General features: G+C 39.5%; 13 protein-coding genes. 9 read left to right on the forward strand and 4 right to left on the reverse strand.

Annotation, left to right across the window (positions count from 1 at the left end; all coding sequences use genetic code 11):
* The first annotated feature begins 56 nt into the window (after nucleotides 1-56).
* Nucleotides 57-1487, forward strand: coding sequence for a phosphoglucomutase/phosphomannomutase family protein (locus H6G57_RS02845; RefSeq protein WP_190516300.1), 1431 nt, complete (start codon nucleotides 57-59; stop codon nucleotides 1485-1487).
* Nucleotides 1488-1588: 101 nt separating this feature from the next.
* A complete protein-coding gene (rdgB, locus tag H6G57_RS02850; protein WP_190515826.1) occupies nucleotides 1589-2161 on the forward strand; it encodes an RdgB/HAM1 family non-canonical purine NTP pyrophosphatase in 573 nt (190 codons plus the stop codon).
* Between the two features lie 61 nt (nucleotides 2162-2222).
* On the opposite strand, the gene H6G57_RS02855 is transcribed toward rdgB, so the two are convergent.
* Nucleotides 2223-2561, reverse strand: a complete 339-nt coding sequence (locus H6G57_RS02855; RefSeq protein WP_072717508.1) for a P-II family nitrogen regulator — start codon at nucleotides 2559-2561, stop codon at nucleotides 2223-2225.
* A 499-nt stretch (nucleotides 2562-3060) separates the two neighbouring features.
* On the opposite strand from H6G57_RS02855, the gene ilvB reads away from it, so the two are divergent.
* The 3 genes from ilvB (at nucleotide 3061) to H6G57_RS02870 (ending at nucleotide 8755) form a co-directional block, all read left to right on the forward strand.
* Nucleotides 3061-4896 carry a biosynthetic-type acetolactate synthase large subunit gene (ilvB, locus tag H6G57_RS02860; RefSeq protein WP_190515828.1) on the forward strand — a complete coding sequence of 612 codons (1836 nt, stop codon included), beginning with the start codon at nucleotides 3061-3063 and terminating at the stop codon, nucleotides 4894-4896.
* 310 nt (nucleotides 4897-5206) lie between these two features.
* A complete protein-coding gene (locus H6G57_RS02865; RefSeq protein ID WP_190515830.1) occupies nucleotides 5207-7120 on the forward strand; it encodes a tetratricopeptide repeat protein in 1914 nt (637 codons plus the stop codon).
* Nucleotides 7121-7159: 39 nt separating this feature from the next.
* On the forward strand, nucleotides 7160-8755 hold the full coding sequence (locus H6G57_RS02870; protein ID WP_190515831.1) for a tetratricopeptide repeat protein: 1596 nt from the start codon (nucleotides 7160-7162) through the stop codon (nucleotides 8753-8755).
* On the opposite strand, the gene H6G57_RS02875 is transcribed toward H6G57_RS02870, so the two are convergent.
* Together H6G57_RS02875 and sir are read right to left on the reverse strand one after the other, a co-directional pair.
* Complete coding sequence (locus tag H6G57_RS02875) at nucleotides 8730-9503, reverse strand: 16S rRNA (uracil(1498)-N(3))-methyltransferase (protein ID WP_190515833.1); 774 nt, start codon at nucleotides 9501-9503, stop codon at nucleotides 8730-8732. The genes H6G57_RS02870 and H6G57_RS02875 overlap by 26 nt on opposite strands.
* Nucleotides 9504-9567: 64 nt before the next feature.
* Nucleotides 9568-11562 carry a sulfite reductase, ferredoxin dependent gene (gene sir / locus H6G57_RS02880; protein ID WP_190515834.1) on the reverse strand — a complete coding sequence of 665 codons (1995 nt, stop codon included), beginning with the start codon at nucleotides 11560-11562 and terminating at the stop codon, nucleotides 9568-9570.
* A 220-nt stretch (nucleotides 11563-11782) separates the two neighbouring features.
* Here sir and H6G57_RS02885 point away from each other — a divergent pair, with 220 nt between their 5' ends.
* Complete coding sequence (locus H6G57_RS02885) at nucleotides 11783-12040, forward strand: chlororespiratory reduction protein 7 (RefSeq protein WP_190516301.1); 258 nt, start codon at nucleotides 11783-11785, stop codon at nucleotides 12038-12040.
* Nucleotides 12041-12080: 40 nt separating this feature from the next.
* Here the strand turns inward: H6G57_RS02885 and H6G57_RS02890 are convergent, their stop codons facing one another.
* Nucleotides 12081-12626, reverse strand: a complete 546-nt coding sequence (locus H6G57_RS02890; protein ID WP_190515836.1) for a DUF2854 domain-containing protein — start codon at nucleotides 12624-12626, stop codon at nucleotides 12081-12083.
* Nucleotides 12627-12771: 145 nt separating this feature from the next.
* Between H6G57_RS02890 and H6G57_RS02895 the strand changes: the two genes are divergently transcribed.
* The 3 genes from H6G57_RS02895 to H6G57_RS02905 are packed head-to-tail and all read left to right on the forward strand — an operon-like array spanning nucleotide 12772 to nucleotide 15053.
* Entirely contained in the window at nucleotides 12772-13038 is a 267-nt protein-coding gene (locus H6G57_RS02895) for a hypothetical protein (protein ID WP_072717520.1), read from the forward strand.
* Between the two features lie 37 nt (nucleotides 13039-13075).
* Entirely contained in the window at nucleotides 13076-13756 is a 681-nt protein-coding gene (locus H6G57_RS02900; RefSeq protein WP_190515838.1) for a response regulator transcription factor, read from the forward strand.
* Entirely contained in the window at nucleotides 13719-15053 is a 1335-nt protein-coding gene (locus tag H6G57_RS02905; protein ID WP_190515839.1) for a cell wall metabolism sensor histidine kinase WalK, read from the forward strand. Before H6G57_RS02900 ends, H6G57_RS02905 begins: the two co-directional genes overlap by 38 nt.
* The last annotated feature ends 82 nt before the right edge of the window (nucleotides 15054-15135 follow it).

The raw sequence follows: 15135 nt of genomic DNA on the forward strand, positions 1-15135 counted from the left end.
TCATTCTTAGTTCTAAATTCTAAATTCTTAGTTCAACGTTAACTGCAAAATTCATGATGACTCAACCCATCAAATTTGGAACCGATGGCTGGCGGGGCGTAATTGCTGCGGACTTCACCTTTGAACGAGTCGCTTTAGTGGCTCCCATTGCGGCTCAGGTTCTCTATCAAACCTACGGAAAAAGTACCGGAAGCCGGACTGTGATTGTCGGCTATGATCGGCGTTTTTTAGCTGAAGAATTTGCCCGATGTGCCGCGGTCGCCATCCAAACGGCAGGATTTGATGTCAAACTCAGTGAAACATTCGCTCCGACTCCGGCTTTTTCTTTGATCGCTCATCAACAACAAGCTTTAGGCGCGATTGTTTTAACCGCTAGTCATAACCCCGGTAAATATTTAGGGTTAAAAGTTAAAGGAGCTTTTGGCGGTTCTGTGGGGCCAGAAATTACCCAACAAATTGAAGCGTTATTAACGCAACCTCCAACGTTTGAGACAACACCCGGAACTTTAGAACATTTTAATCCCTGGCCGAGTTATTGTGAAACCTTACGTTCTAAAGTTGATATTGGGGGAATTCAAGAGGCACTGAATCAAGGAAAAGTAACGGTTTTTGCGGATGTCATGCACGGGGCGGCAACCGGAGGATTAACTCAATTATTGGGGGATAAAGTTCACGAAATTAATACAAATCGTGATCCTTATTTTGGGGGAGGTGCACCGGAACCTTTACCTCGTTATATTCCTGAATTATTTGAAGAATTACAGGCTTTTAAAGCTTCTGATGGGGGTTTAGCCATTGGGTTTGTGTTTGATGGGGATAGCGATCGCATTGCCGCAGTTGATCAAAAGGGCAATTTCCTGAGTTCTCAAATTTTAATTCCCGTCTTAATTGAACATTTATCAACTCGTCGAGGATTTACCGGAGAAATTGTTAAAACTGTAAGTGGTTCTGATTTAATTCCTCGCATTGCTAAATTATTCAATTTATCCTTGTATGAAACTCCAATTGGTTATAAATATATTGCCGATCGGATGTTAACGACTGAAGTTTTAGTCGGGGGTGAAGAATCTGGCGGCGTAGGCTACGGAACCCATATTCCTGAACGAGATGCGTTATTATCGGCGCTGTATGTCTTAGAAGCAATGGTACAGTCGGGAGAAGATCCGACGCAAACCTATCAACGGTTACAACAACAAACGGGTTTTGATTCGGCTTATGATCGGATTGATTTACCGTTAGCCAGTATGGACGTGCGATCGCGCCTCGTTGAACAATTGGACACTCAACCGTTACAGGAAATTGCGGGACAAACTGTTGTTGATTGTTTAGCGGTCGATGGTTACAAATATCGCCTCGCCGATGGTCGTTGGTTATTAATTCGTTTTAGTGGTACAGAACCTGTTTTACGTCTCTATTGTGAAGCACCAACTCTGGATCAGGTTCAGGAAACCCTAGACTGGGCTAAAAACTGGGCGAATCAATTCTAAGAATCAGTTATCAGTTATCAGTTATCAGTTTTTGGATAATTACGAATTACGAATTACGAATTACGAATTATGAATTATTAATAATAAGAGTTAATATGATTATGAAAAAACTAATTGTAGCAACGGGAAATCCAGGTAAATTGAAGGAAATGCAGGCTTATTTGGAGGGTTTAGAGATTGAATTGCAGCTTAAGCCTCAAGATTTAGAAATAGAAGAAACGGGAACAACGTTTATAGAAAATGCGGGGTTGAAAGCGTCGCAAGTGGCGTTAGCAACGGGAGAATGGGCGATCGCAGATGATTCGGGGTTAGCCGTTGAAGCGTTAAATGGCGCACCGGGACTGTATTCTGCTCGTTATGCACCCACAGAAGCAGAATGTATTGTACGACTGCTGAAGGAACTGGGGGATACTCGCAACCGCAATGCTCAATTTGTCTGTGCTGTGGTTGTTGCGCGTCCCGATGGTTCTATTGTCATCCAGTATGAAGGAATTTGTAACGGAATCATCACAAAAGAACCGCAGGGAAGTGGGGGGTTTGGCTACGATCCGATTTTTTATGTTCCAGAATTTAAGATGACCTTTGCAGAAATGTCGGCGGAATTAAAACATCAAATTTCCCACAGAGGTCAAGCGTTTCAAGGGATTTTACCTCAACTTCAAGCTTTGTTATAGGGAACAGAAAGAAAAACAGGGATACGGCTTTGTTGTATCCCCCTTTTTGTTACACAAACAATTAAATTGCTTCTAAGTTTTTTTCTCCAGTACGAATGCGGATAATTTCTTCCACTGGAGAGATAAAGATCTTACCATCACCAATTTCCCCGGTGCGAGCAGCAGCGATGACTTTCTCCAAAACCATATCCACTTGGCTATCTTCTACAACAATTTCGACTTTGAGTTTTTGCAAGAACTCAACAGTATATTCCGAACCTCGATAACGTTCTGTTTGACCCTTCTGACGTCCGAAACCTCTAACTTCAGAAACGGTCATCCCAACAATACCTGCATTGACCAGGGCGATTTTGACCTCATCAAGCTTAAAAGGCCGAATAATTGCTTCTATCTTCTTCAAGATCCTCACTCCTCAAGCTGAATATTTCGTTTAGTCGTCACTTAGCATTCTATCTTTTGATATCACCGCCAAGAGACTGTTATTTGTAAAATATGCTACAATTGATCTCCAAAATGGAAGATGGGTTTGTTCCTCCTGACACCTCTATCCGAATTTAATCTAAGCCGGATGAACAACGAGGCAAACAGAGGGAACCCGCCCTAGAACCAGAGAGATTTTACCATACTTTGGACAGTTGGCTTGACGGTTTCAGAATCGATATAAAGATAGAGCAACTTTAAGCCGAAGAAAAATCTATCCGATTCCCTGAAAAACTGCACGCGGCTGGTATTGTAAAATCTTGTTAAAAGTGGCAGTTTCTCAAGCTTGAGAGCTTGGTAACTTTTAAAATAAAACAACTATGTATGGGCGGGTTAATCAAGATCATCTTTAGAGTGTGATTCCGGGCTTTGAAAAACCTACCCCCCAAGTCAACTAAAACACAGTTTGAGGAATTACTGTGCAACTAAAAACTAAAATAGCTGCAAAACGGGCAACGGGTGCTTACGCATTGATGGATAGTTTGAAACGCCATGGCGTAAAGCATATTTTTGGTTATCCAGGTGGAGCGATTTTACCCATTTATGATGAGCTCTACCGCTTTGAAGCCACTGGAGATTTGCAACATATTCTCGTGCGTCATGAACAGGGAGCCGCCCATGCGGCGGATGGTTACGCACGAGCAACGGGTCAAGTCGGGGTGTGTTTTGGCACGTCTGGGCCAGGAGCGACGAATTTAGTCACTGGAATTGCGACAGCCCAAATGGATTCAATTCCGATGGTGGTGATCACAGGACAGGTTCCTCGTGCTGCTATTGGTACGGATGCGTTCCAAGAAACGGATATCTACGGTATCACCCTTCCAATTGTGAAGCATTCCTATGTGGTGCGTGATCCCAAGGATATGGCTCGAATTGTGGCTGAAGCGTTCCATATTGCCAGTAGTGGACGTCCTGGCCCGATATTAATTGATATTCCTAAAGATGTAGGTTTAGAAGAATTTGATTATATTCCCGTTAACCCTGGAGAAGTCACCTTACCCGGATATCGGCCAACGGTCAAAGGCAATACTCGCCAAATTAATCAAGCGATTAAATTAATTCGCCAAGCAGAAAGACCGTTGTTATATGTGGGGGGAGGCGCGATTTCTGCTGGAGCCCACTCTGAAATTAAAGAGTTAGCAGAACTGTTTAACCTACCTGTGACGACAACTCTCATGGGTAAGGGGTCGTTTGATGAAAGCCATCCCCTATCGGTGGGAATGTTGGGAATGCACGGCACCGCCTATGCAAATTTTGCGGTGACGGAATGCGATTTATTAATTGCCGTTGGTGCTCGTTTTGATGACCGAGTGACAGGGAAACTAGATGAATTTGCCTCCCGTGCTAAGGTGATTCATATTGATATTGATCCGGCGGAAGTTGGGAAAAACCGCGCCCCTGATGTTCCCATTGTTGGGGATGTTAGACAGGTGTTAGTGGATTTATTGCGTCGATGTCATGAAACCGGCGGTGGGACGGAAGCTAGCCAAACGGCGGAATGGTTACAACGCATTCAACGCTGGCGAGAAGATTATCCCCTGGTTATCCCCAACTACGAGGATTCTCTTTCCCCCCAAGAGGTAATCGATACTTTGGGGAAAATGGCTCCGAATGCCTACTACACAACGGATGTGGGACAGCACCAAATGTGGGCGGCTCAATTCCTGAAAAATGGCCCCCGTCAGTGGATTTCTAGCGCTGGTTTAGGAACGATGGGTTATGGAATGCCCGCAGCCATGGGAGCAAAAACCGCCCTACCCAATGAAGAAGTGATTTGTGTGGCTGGGGATGCCAGTATTCAGATGAATATTCAGGAGTTGGGAACCCTGGGTCAATATGGCATTAATGTGAAAACCGTGATTGTCAATAATGGTTGGCAAGGCATGGTACGTCAGTGGCAAGAAACCTTCTATGGCGAGCGCTATTCTTCTTCTAATATGCAGCCTGGAATGCCTGATTTTGTGATGTTAGCGCAGGCTTACGGGGTGAAGGGAATAAAAGTGACTCGCCGGGAGGAACTCAAAGAGGCTATTGCAGAAATGTTGGCTTATGATGGCCCGGTATTAATGGATGTGCAGGTGAAACGGGATGAAAACTGTTATCCGATGGTAGCACCGGGTAAGAGCAATGCTCAAATGATCGGTTTACCCGAACGGACAAAACTCGAAACCATTGAGTTAGTATATTGCAGCAATTGTGGCGCGAAAAATGTAGCCAGCAATCATTTCTGTCCTGAGTGTGGAACTAAACTTTAATTCACGTTATTAACAGGATTAGCAACCCCAATATGGGGTTGTTTTTTTGTTGATATAAGGTATTGCTATTGTTGAACGATAGCAAGTCTAAATGGATTGTATATACAATCCTAATTAGGGCTGATTATTAATCCTAAAAAATGGACACAAATCAGTAGGGGCGAGGCGCGCCTCGCCCCAGGAGATGAATTGGATTTTAAGTCATTTATACAACTGATTTAGACTTGCTATAGTGATTGAAATAGCCTATTCCTGAACCTTAAGGGGGAACTATTTTTCCCTTTATTTCCTATTCCCTATTCCTTTTATTATGTCTGAATTTCCTATTTCTGTTAATTTATATGTGGCTTCTAGTGAAGAAATTGTTGAGAATTTAATACCTTTTTTTGCTCGGCTTGATGATGATCAAGTTCAGAAAGCGATCGCTCATTTCTTTGTTAAATTTCAGCAAAAACCGGGATTAGGTGCGGTTGTTTATCAGAAATTAGCTGCTTACTATTACCAACAAAATCAAGTTGATTTAGCCATTAATCTGTATCAGTATTCTATTCAATTAAATCCTAAATTTGAACTCGCTTATTATGAACTTGGAAATATTTTTGCTCAATTTCAACAATGGGAAAAGGCTATAAATACTTATAATAAAATTTTAGAATTTAAACCCAATGCAGGTCATATTGATGAAAGAATTGCAGAGGTTTATTATCAACAAGAAAACTGGGAACAAGCTCGATTTTATTATCAAAAAGCCGTTAAATCTCAGCCGAATCTTTGGCTTTCATTTTATAAACTCGGTGAAATTTATTTTCGTCAGCAAGATTGGTTAGAAGCGATCGCCACTTACCAAGTTTCAATTTACCACAAATCAGACTTTCCTTGGTCATATTTTCGTTTAGGGGAATGTTTCGCAGGAGTAGAAAATTGGCAAGCATCAGCCCAAACTTATGAAAAAGCAATTGAATTATTACCAGATTTTTATTGGGGTTATCAAGCCTTGGGTCAAATTTATTTAAAATTAGAAGCTTGGGAAAAAGCGGTTAATCTGTACCAGCGTGCTAGTCGGTTAGAATCAGATTATTATTGCTGTTATAAAGATTTAGCTTATGCTTATCTGAGGTTAGGAGAATGGGAAAAAGCGTTAAAAAATTATCAGAAAGCAGTTGAACTGAAAATAGAACTCTCTCCCCAAGATCAACACTGGAAAGATCTTTTAAGCCAACTCAAAGATCAGCCTATTGAATTCAGCACTACTATTGATCATCCTAAAAGTATTAAAGTATTTCTTCCCTTTCCCATTAGTTCACCCTTGTTTAGTCCTGATAGTTATTTCGTGATTAAACAATTGCAAAAAAATGATATTGAATTTACCTCTAACCCAGATCAGGCAGATTTAATTATTGCTGAAAATTTGAAGATTTTGGAACTTTTTAGTTATAAATATAAAAAACATAAACGATATCTTTTGTATACGGAAGAACCTCGTTTTGATATCAATTTTTCTCAGCAAATCTCTTTAAATAACATTAATATCCAGATTATGAATATCTATACTCAGGATGTTTTTATCAATAACTATACTTGTTGTATTTGGCATAAAAGAGTAGATGCTGTTAATCAATCTTTATCTTTATTAAAAGACACTCATTTTAATCGTAAAAAAGATAAAAAAGTTGTAACATTAACGACGAAAAAGCAGAATTCTAGCTTATTGAGAGACGGAAATAATATAGATTTGAATGGGTTACGCTGTGAAATTGCCTTAATAGGGTATTATTTAGGAAAAGTTGATATCTATGGTCAAGGTTGGGAGAAAGGTGTGTCTTTAGAAGATTCTAGGGAGGGAGATTGGACAATCAGAAAATTGGAAATTTTACAAGATTATCATTTTAATCTGTGTTTTGAGAATACCATTGCTCCCTATTATTGTACAGAGAAAATTTGGGATGGGATTATTGCAGGGTGTTTACCGATTTATTATGGAGGAGAACATTCAACGATTTATGAAGACTTCCCACCGAATAGCTTTATTGATTATTGTCAGTTTAACAGTCCCATAGAACTCTTTAACTATATTGATCAGATGGAATGGTCAGAATATCAGCACAGGATGAATTTATGTATTGACACGTTTAACAAAATGGCTAAAATAATGAAAGAAAATCAATATTTTATCCCAAACCGCACAGATTGTTTAATTAAAAGAATTATCGCGATGTTTGCTTAAAAAATTCTTAAAACCTATCAACAGTAAGGGGAACAATTTATGGATAATCATTCGATGCTGGAAACCTATATTAATCTGGGTCAGCAATATTATCAACAGAAGAATTGGCAAGAAGCTCTGATCAATTATCAAAAAGCGATTGAAATTCAACCAAACACCCCTTTGATTCATTATCAAATTGGAGAGATTTATTGGAATTTGGAAGAATGGGAAAATGCGATCGCAGCTTTTCAACAGGAAATAACCCTTAATCCTAATTTTCCTGGGTCATATTTTTTTATGGCAAATAGTTTGATGCAATTAAGATTATGGAAACCTGCTATTGAGGCTTATTTAAAAGCTTTACAATTACAACCGGATTTTGTCTGGAGTTACTATGGTTTGGGTTATGCTTATTTCCAAGATCATCAATGGGAAAATGCGATCGCAAATTATTTAAAAACAATTGAATTAAAACCAGATTTAATTGATAGTTATCAAAACTTAGGTTATTCTTGCATTAAATTGGGTCGCTGGAATCAAGCTTTAGAATATTATAACCAATTATTAACCTTTGAAGGAGCAGTTCTTTTTCCTCCCCATAACTATTTGCGAGAAATGTTAATCCAAGGGAAAACAGTTCAACTCTTAGATAACCCTAAACGTCCAGACTCAAAAATTATTAAAATTTTCCAAGCTGACCCCGGTTTATATAGTATGATTAATCAGCAATCTTCTGGTTATCAAAAACAAGTCTTTTCTGGTCTTAAAGATCAAGGAATTGAGGTGACAGAAGATCTCAGGGAAGCAGATATTATTATTTCTCAATATTTTGTCGTTTTAGAAAGTTTTGCTCGTCAATATGGTCAGATCAAAAAATACCTTTTATATACGGAAGAACCTCGGTTTGATCTAAACTTTGAGAATAAAGTTAATGTAGAGGGTGTAGATATCCATATTATGAATATTTACACGGGGGATGTATTTTTAAATAATTATAGTTTATGTATTTGGCGGAGTAATGTGTTTAGCAAACCCTTAAACCCAATAATTGAGGATGATTTTTTGCGACCGCAAGACAAAAAAATTGTGGCGTTGATGTCAAAACATCCGGTTGCTGGCTTTACGACTTTAGTTCGGGATGGAAATAGTATTGATTTGTATGAAATCCGAAATCACATTGCTTTAGAAGGTCATCGTTTAGGGAAAGTGGATATTTATGGAAAAGGTTGGGAAGCGGGAGTAACCATCGAAGACTCTAGGGATGGAGACTGGACAAATCGCAAGTTTGAAATTCTCCAAGATTATCATTTTAATCTGTGTTTTGAAAATACCATAGCTCCCCATTATTGTACAGAAAAAATTTGGGATGCGATTATTGGTGGCTGTTTACCGATTTATTACGGTGGACAGAACTCAACAATTTATGAGGATTTTCCCCAAAATAGTTTTTTAGACTATTGTGAGTTTAATCATCCTCAAGAGTTATTCCAATATATTGAAAAAATGACATTTTCAGAATATCGAGAACGGTTGAATTTGTGTATTGAGACGTTTAATCAAGTCGAGAAAACCTTAAAAAACAATAATTTTTATATTCTGAAACGGACGGATAATTTAGCGAGAAAAATTAGAAGTATTGTTTGTGTTCTATAATACCCATAATCTGAGATACTGCTACAATGGGCGCTGTAACGGCTCTTAATATGCGTTTTCCCAAGGAAATCGGTTGAAATCCAATAGCGATCGCTGCTTGAATTTCCTCTTCTGTCCACCCCCCTTCCGGCCCCGTAGCAATCATAATTTTATCGGGTATTTTATCAGCTATAATTGACATTAATTCTAACATAAAAGGTTGATAATTTCCTCGACCTTCACAAATATATTGAACAGAAGATTGAGTGTTACTCCTAAAGGTTGATAGGGTTAATAATCCTTGTGGAAACGAAACCGGATCAAGAATTTTGGGAATAATTTGACGTTCCGATTGTTCTGCGGCTTCTGTGGCAATTCTGCGCCACCGTTCTACCTTTTGAGGGCTAGGTTTTAAGATTGTTCTTTTACTAATAACTGGGATAAATTGTGTTACACCTAATTCCGTACAACAGCGCACAATTTCCTCAAATCCATCTCCTTTCGGTAAGGCTATAATTAATATAATTTCAACAGGTAATTCGGTTTTTATTGAGACAGTTTCGATTAATTTAGCTTGGGGAGAAACAGAAGGTAAATTAACCATTAATTCTGCTATCCACCATTGACCTTGACCTTCAATAATAATAAAGCGATCGCCCTGTTTCAACCGTAACACTCGACCTAAATAATGCTGTTGTTCAGCCGTTAAAATTAAGTGTTCGTCTTGAATTTGTTCAGGAGCGATCGCAATGCGTTGAAGTTGAACCATAGGAAATAAAGGATGAAAGACTCGGTTAGATACTCTAACCTAAAATCCTCCCTGTTCAACCTAACTACTGGACTTTCAGTTTTTCTAAATATTCTTCAATTGCTTGAGTGGCTAACTCAACCACTGGTTTCCCCAATCGTTTAGATTCAGCTTTTAACTGATTATAAATGGAATCTCGAACGCTAACCCGATGTCGGATTTTGCTCGTATCTAGGGGAGCATCAGAATCGCTAATCTCTGGTAGGGTCTGGCTACCCGTAAAAACGGGCGCTTCTTGAGTTTCAATGTTCATTGAGACAGTCGTTGAGTAAGAGGTTATAAACTTGCGAAGCGCATCAAAGCCGACACGATAGCAAAAATCTCCAAAACCCTCTTCTGGTTTCCGATCCTGTTTAAAATAAACGAAGATGGGAGTCAGAAACGTTTCGAGATCGTGAATCGATAAGCGATCCACAAAAGCTTCAGCCAATCGTGTTTGATTCGGAGAACCCCCTAACCAAATTTGATAGGTATCAGGAGCACTCCCAACAAAGCCTAACTCCGCCATGTAGGGTCGAGCACAACCATTAGGGCATCCTGTCATCCGAATGACAAAATGCTCTTGTTGCAAACCCACATTGTCCAACAATACCCGAATCCGTCCCAATACACTAGGGATAATCCGTTCTGATTCTGTCATCGCCAATCCGCAGGTCGGTAACGCCGGACACGCCATCGAATAGCGTTCTAGGGGATCAATTTCCGTTTCGGTTTTAATCCCATGTTCTTTGAGGAGGGTTTGAATCTTAGGTTGAACCTCTGGGGAAATTTCATACAGAATCACATTTTGACTCGCCGTGACTAACATCGGCACATCAAACTGTTCTACAATTTGGCGTAAAACCGTTTTCAGGCGGAAATTTCCTTCATCTTTAATCCGACCATTATCAACAGAAATTCCTACAAATAATTGACCATCTCCTTGTTCATGCCATCCTAAATAATCTTCATAGTTCCAAGCAGGTAAAGGTTTAAACGGTTGAAAGGATTTTCCGAAATATTCTTCAGCTTTTTCACGGAATTGATCCACACCCCAATCATGAATTAAATATTTCATTCTGGCGTGACGTCGGTTGGTGCGATCGCCATAATCCCGTTGAGTCGCAACAATGGCTTTCACCGCATCATAAATATCCGCTTTATCCACATAGCCAATTTCATCAGCCATACGGGCAAAGGTTTCTTCTTTATTATGAGTCCGTCCTAAACCTCCCCCGACTAAAATATTAAACCCTTCCAACTCTCCGGCGGCATTAGTAATGACAACTAAACCCAAATCTTGAGTATAGATATCCAGAGAATTATCCCCTGGAACCGTCACCGCACATTTAAACTTGCGGGGCATATAATAAGTGCCATAAATGGGTTCTGGGGAGTCCGTATAATTCGTACCATTTGTATTCCGAAGACGAGCGACTTTTACCTCTGGATCTTCTTCTGCGGTAATAAATTTTTCCCCATCTAACCAGATTTCATAATAGGCTCCTGTTTGGGGAGTTAACAGATCAGCAATATTATTGGCATAAGTCCGGGCATATTCATACTCAGGACGATTTTTATAAGGTGCTGGAGGTGCTAAAACGTTGCGGTTAATATCTCCACAAGCCCCTAAAGTTGACCCCATATTATTAATAATAGAAGCCAAAACTGTTTTAAGATTTTTCTTTAAAACTCCGTGTAATTGGAACCCTTGACGAGTCGTAGCCCGAATTGTATGGTTTCCATATTCATCAGATAAGCGATCCAAAGTTAAATACAATTGAGGGGGAATAAAGCCCCCAGGACTGCGGGTTCGCAGCATCATTCCATAGTCTTTTTCCTGTCCTTTAACTCGATTATCTCGGTTATCTTGTTGATAAGAGCCGTGAAATTTGAGAATTTGAATTGCATCCTCCGAGAAGTAGTTCAAATCATTCAACAGTTCTGTGGCGAGGGGTTCCCGCAAGAAATTGCTGCGTTCTTTAAGCCCTTCAACTTTCGAGGGTTTATTAACCTTGGGAGGTGTTGCGGATAGAGTCATGAGCTTCTGATACCTTTTTCAATAAAAAACCATAAGGGTTCAGCCTTTTACTCCCTGGGGAGTCATAGTTCAACCCGATTGTTTTCAATCCCCTGTAATTCGGTCGGAATTATCGGTATTAATTTTGATCGTAACATGGGGGTAGTCACAATTGTCCCGTATTATGGCCGTCTCCGTCTTAAGTCAGAATGATTATTTAACAGTTCACGAACAAACAACAATGCCAGATGCGCTAATGTACGATGAGGATACCTTTGTGGTCTTAGAAACCCATCAACCGGAACAGTTTATGACGGTTGCAGAACTCCTCGAAAAGCTCAAATCTGTTTTATCAGAATCTCAAGACAATTTACCCCAGGATTTACAACGCTTTACCACCATTGAAGAACAAGCGCAATATCTGATTGATACAAGTTGTGACCTTAACCTCAAACCGGGTCAATATTTGCAGTGGTATGCGGTGAGGTTGGAGAAGTAGGAGGTCGGTTGAGGGTTAACCCTCAACCGTCAACACTCAACTAACCTTCTACAATTAAAGCCACATCAATCTGTTCTTCTTGGGGTTGAGTAATTTCAACTTTCAGACCTGGGCCAAAGAACTTAGCGATTTTCTCTTGTTTATTTTGCCAAGTATCCAGGGATATTAAGGGAGAATAAAACTGTAAAATCAGTGTATAAGACCCATCAATAATCGTTTCTCGGATACCTTGGAGGGTGGGACGTTCTTCGCGGTTGGGGCTGAGTCCTAGACGTTCTAAGACATCGGATAAATGGGCTTCTTGGCCATAGCGATAACGGGTGACATCTTTGCGGATTTGATTCTGAGTCTCTGTAGCTTGTTGCTCTCGTACCGCTAAAACCTCAGAGGATGTCGCTTGAGTCATCGGAATGGGTTTTAATTCTGCCGCTTTGAGGGCGAGTCCCCCCAATAATAGGGGAATACCATAGAAAAATCCAGCTAAATTTAAGGTTGCATTATCTGCAAAATAAGCTGCAAAACCCACTACGGTTAAAATTCCACCGACCACTAAACCTAGGGCTCCGAGAGAAGTTTGACGTAACATATTATAAATCACTCATTCGTCCGCGAAAATTCATTCTCTGATTTTATGGTTTATTAGACATAGAGAAAACCTATATTTTGATTTTCAACACTGACTTCTGGAAACAAAGCAGGGTTCGGATATACCGTGTCATCGGATGTTCAACATGACAACTAACGACGAAGATCAATCAACTGCTAATATTAAACGTAAACTACTGGAGCAGATTAACACGCTCAAGCGCGAAGACGAACGATTGTACAATATCCTCGCTATCGATGTTTGGGCGTTAGCGAAAACGATGGATGAGTTTCAACCGGGCTTTTGGAGTGCTTTTATGAAAAACCGCGAAAAAGCTTTAAAACGGTTTCTCGCTGAATCTGCTAAAAATAAACCCGATACTGATACAAAACGGCCCCCTTTTCTACGGTAGCCTTGGATTAAATTTTAGGTTGTATTGATTAACAAACATGAGGATTTTATTAGTCGAAGATGATGAACGGATTACAAAAGCCTTAGCTGAAGCTTTCATGGATCATCATTATGTGGTAGATGTTGTTCATGATGGTCAGATGGGGTGGGAGTTTGTGGAATCGGCTGTCTATGATGTGATTATTTTAGATGTAATGTTACCCCGACTCAATGGAATTCAGTTTTGTCAACGATTAAGACAACGGGGAAACACAACACCTGTATTGATGTTAACGGCAAAAGATACCAGTGCAGATAAAGTATTAGGGTTAGATGTGGGGGCGGATGATTATGTGATTAAACCCTTTGATTTACAAGAGTTATTAGCTAGAGTTCGAGCGTTATTAAGGCGGGGAAATTCCGCGTTACCTCCTGTATTAGAATGGGGAAATCTTCGTTTAGATCCTAATAGTTGTGAAGTAACATATTGTGAAGAAATTTTATCTTTAACCCCTAAAGAATATGGGTTGTTAGAATTATTTTTGCGAAATCCTGGACGAGTGCTTTCACGAGAAATGATTTTAGATCACCTTTGGTCTTTTGAAGATATTCCGGGGGATGATACAGTTAAAACCCATATCAAAAGATTAAGACAAAAACTTAAAATAGTCGGGGCATCATCCACATTAATTGAGACAGTATATGGCTTGGGATATCGGCTCAAAACGCAACGTGATTAATCCTGAATTTAGATCTTTAAGTTGGCGATTATTACTCTCCTATTTAGGGGTAATGATGGCGATCTCTGCAACCTCGATGATTGCTGTCTATGAATTTTTTGCCTTTAGTTTATATCAACAATTAGATCGTCAATTACTAACATTAGCAGATGCAGCTACTCATAATTTTGAAGAAATTCAAGAACATCAAAAAACTTTTAAATCCTCTGATTCTCTGGAATTAGATGACGATGGTGATCTGGATATTCCTTGGCAAAATATTCAGCAACCTAATCAAGGAATTGAATGGTTTGATGTAAATCGCCAACTGATTACTAAAGCTGGAAAAGTTTTTCCTCCTGTTGATTTATCCCATTATCATCGGACTTATACAGTTAATGATAAAAAAATTCGGACTCTAACTTTAGAGATTAACAAAGAACCTGGATCACCACAACAGATTATGGGTTATGTACGGATCAGTGAATCTACAGAACCCGTTGAAATGGTGTTAACAAAATTAAGAATAGGAATGATGTTAGGAGGAATATTAGTATCGGGATTAACCGCTTTTGGCGGAATGTGGTTAACAAAACAATCCCTAAAACCCATTGAACAAAGTTTTGAAAAGCTCAAACAATTTACCGCCGATGCGTCTCACGAATTGAGAAATCCTTTAGCTGGAATTAGAGCTTGTGTAGAAGTCATCCAAAGTCATCCAGAACGAATTCATCCGGCGGATATTGATAAATTAAAAGCAATTTCTAGTGGTGTCAATCAAATGACTAGCTTAGTAGAAGATTTATTACTCCTCGCCCGCACGGATCAACATTCTATTTCTATAACAACGAATTGGGTAATTATTCCCCTGCATGAACTGTTAGAAGATTTAGTAGAATTTATTTATTTTCAAGCCGAACAAAAGCAAATTGAATTAATCTTAGATATCAGAACAGATATTAAAATGAAGGGGGATGGAAATCAACTTTGGCGATTATTTTTGAACTTAATTGAAAATGCAATTTATTATACTGATAGTGGCGGAAAAGTGATAGTCTCTTTAGAGGAGCGAGAAAAATCGGTTTGGGTGAGAATTGAAGACACTGGAATAGGAATTGCGGCTGAACAGTTACCTTTTATTTTTGATCGCTTATGGCGTGCTGATCAAGCTCGAACTCGACAAGAAGGCGGATCGGGATTAGGACTCGCGATCGCTCAAACTTTAGCTCAACATCATCAAGGGGAAATTACCGTTACCAGTCAGTTAGGAAAGGGTAGCTGTTTTGTTGTGCGTTTTCCCGGTTTACCCTATTCCTAAAACCCAATTATAATTCGTCACCAGTTTGTCACTTTTTAGGTTTATCCTCAAACTCAGGGTTAGGAGCATTATCTTTCTGTTG

Origin of the sequence: Planktothrix sp. FACHB-1365, from assembly GCF_014697575.1 — a bacterium.
Classification (GTDB): Bacteria; Cyanobacteriota; Cyanobacteriia; order Cyanobacteriales; family Microcoleaceae; genus Planktothrix.

Coding starts and splice junctions, on each gene's coding strand:
- sir (WP_190515834.1), bottom strand. CDS start 11,562: ATGACTCTATCCGCAACACCTCCCAAGGTTAATAAACCCTCGAAAGTT.
- H6G57_RS02865 (WP_190515830.1), top strand. CDS start 5,207: ATGTCTGAATTTCCTATTTCTGTTAATTTATATGTGGCTTCTAGTGAA.
- rdgB (WP_190515826.1), top strand. CDS start 1,589: ATGAAAAAACTAATTGTAGCAACGGGAAATCCAGGTAAATTGAAGGAA.
- H6G57_RS02875 (WP_190515833.1), bottom strand. CDS start 9,503: ATGGTTCAACTTCAACGCATTGCGATCGCTCCTGAACAAATTCAAGAC.
- H6G57_RS02870 (WP_190515831.1), top strand. CDS start 7,160: ATGGATAATCATTCGATGCTGGAAACCTATATTAATCTGGGTCAGCAA.
- H6G57_RS02905 (WP_190515839.1), top strand. CDS start 13,719: ATGGCTTGGGATATCGGCTCAAAACGCAACGTGATTAATCCTGAATTT.
- H6G57_RS02885 (WP_190516301.1), top strand. CDS start 11,783: ATGCCAGATGCGCTAATGTACGATGAGGATACCTTTGTGGTCTTAGAA.
- H6G57_RS02845 (WP_190516300.1), top strand. CDS start 57: ATGACTCAACCCATCAAATTTGGAACCGATGGCTGGCGGGGCGTAATT.
- H6G57_RS02890 (WP_190515836.1), bottom strand. CDS start 12,626: ATGTTACGTCAAACTTCTCTCGGAGCCCTAGGTTTAGTGGTCGGTGGA.
- H6G57_RS02900 (WP_190515838.1), top strand. CDS start 13,076: ATGAGGATTTTATTAGTCGAAGATGATGAACGGATTACAAAAGCCTTA.
- H6G57_RS02895 (WP_072717520.1), top strand. CDS start 12,772: ATGACAACTAACGACGAAGATCAATCAACTGCTAATATTAAACGTAAA.